We start from the raw sequence: 233 nt of genomic DNA, 5'->3' as shown, positions 1-233 counted from the left end.
CCTGTCCCGCTGCAAAGCCCCGCAGCTTCGCCTTGAGCTGCCCGATGCTGTCTACAATCACTCCCAGCCGCTCTTCCATGGCCTCGCGCCCTGTCTGGAGAGTGTAGGCTATGTCCGCAAGGTCGCCCTCCGTCCATGGCTGTTCCTCGATGGCGGCCAGCAATCTCTGGACCTGCGCCTTCAGCCCTTCCTCATTCTTGGCCGACAGCACAATGATGGCCGGCTTCTCCGGG

1 protein-coding gene is annotated in these 233 nt (G+C 63.1%); it reads right to left on the bottom strand.

The annotated features are described in order from the left end of the window. On the bottom strand, positions 1 to 233 hold a 233-nt coding region (locus LCF57_RS28235; RefSeq protein WP_226001892.1), incomplete at both ends, for a hypothetical protein.

It is taken from the genome of Paenibacillus sp. BJ-4 (genome assembly GCF_020404765.1).
Taxonomy (GTDB): Bacteria; Bacillota; Bacilli; order Paenibacillales; family Paenibacillaceae; genus Paenibacillus.
Note: the sequence above shows the minus strand (reverse complement) of the source record. Positions and strands in the feature narration are given on the sequence as shown.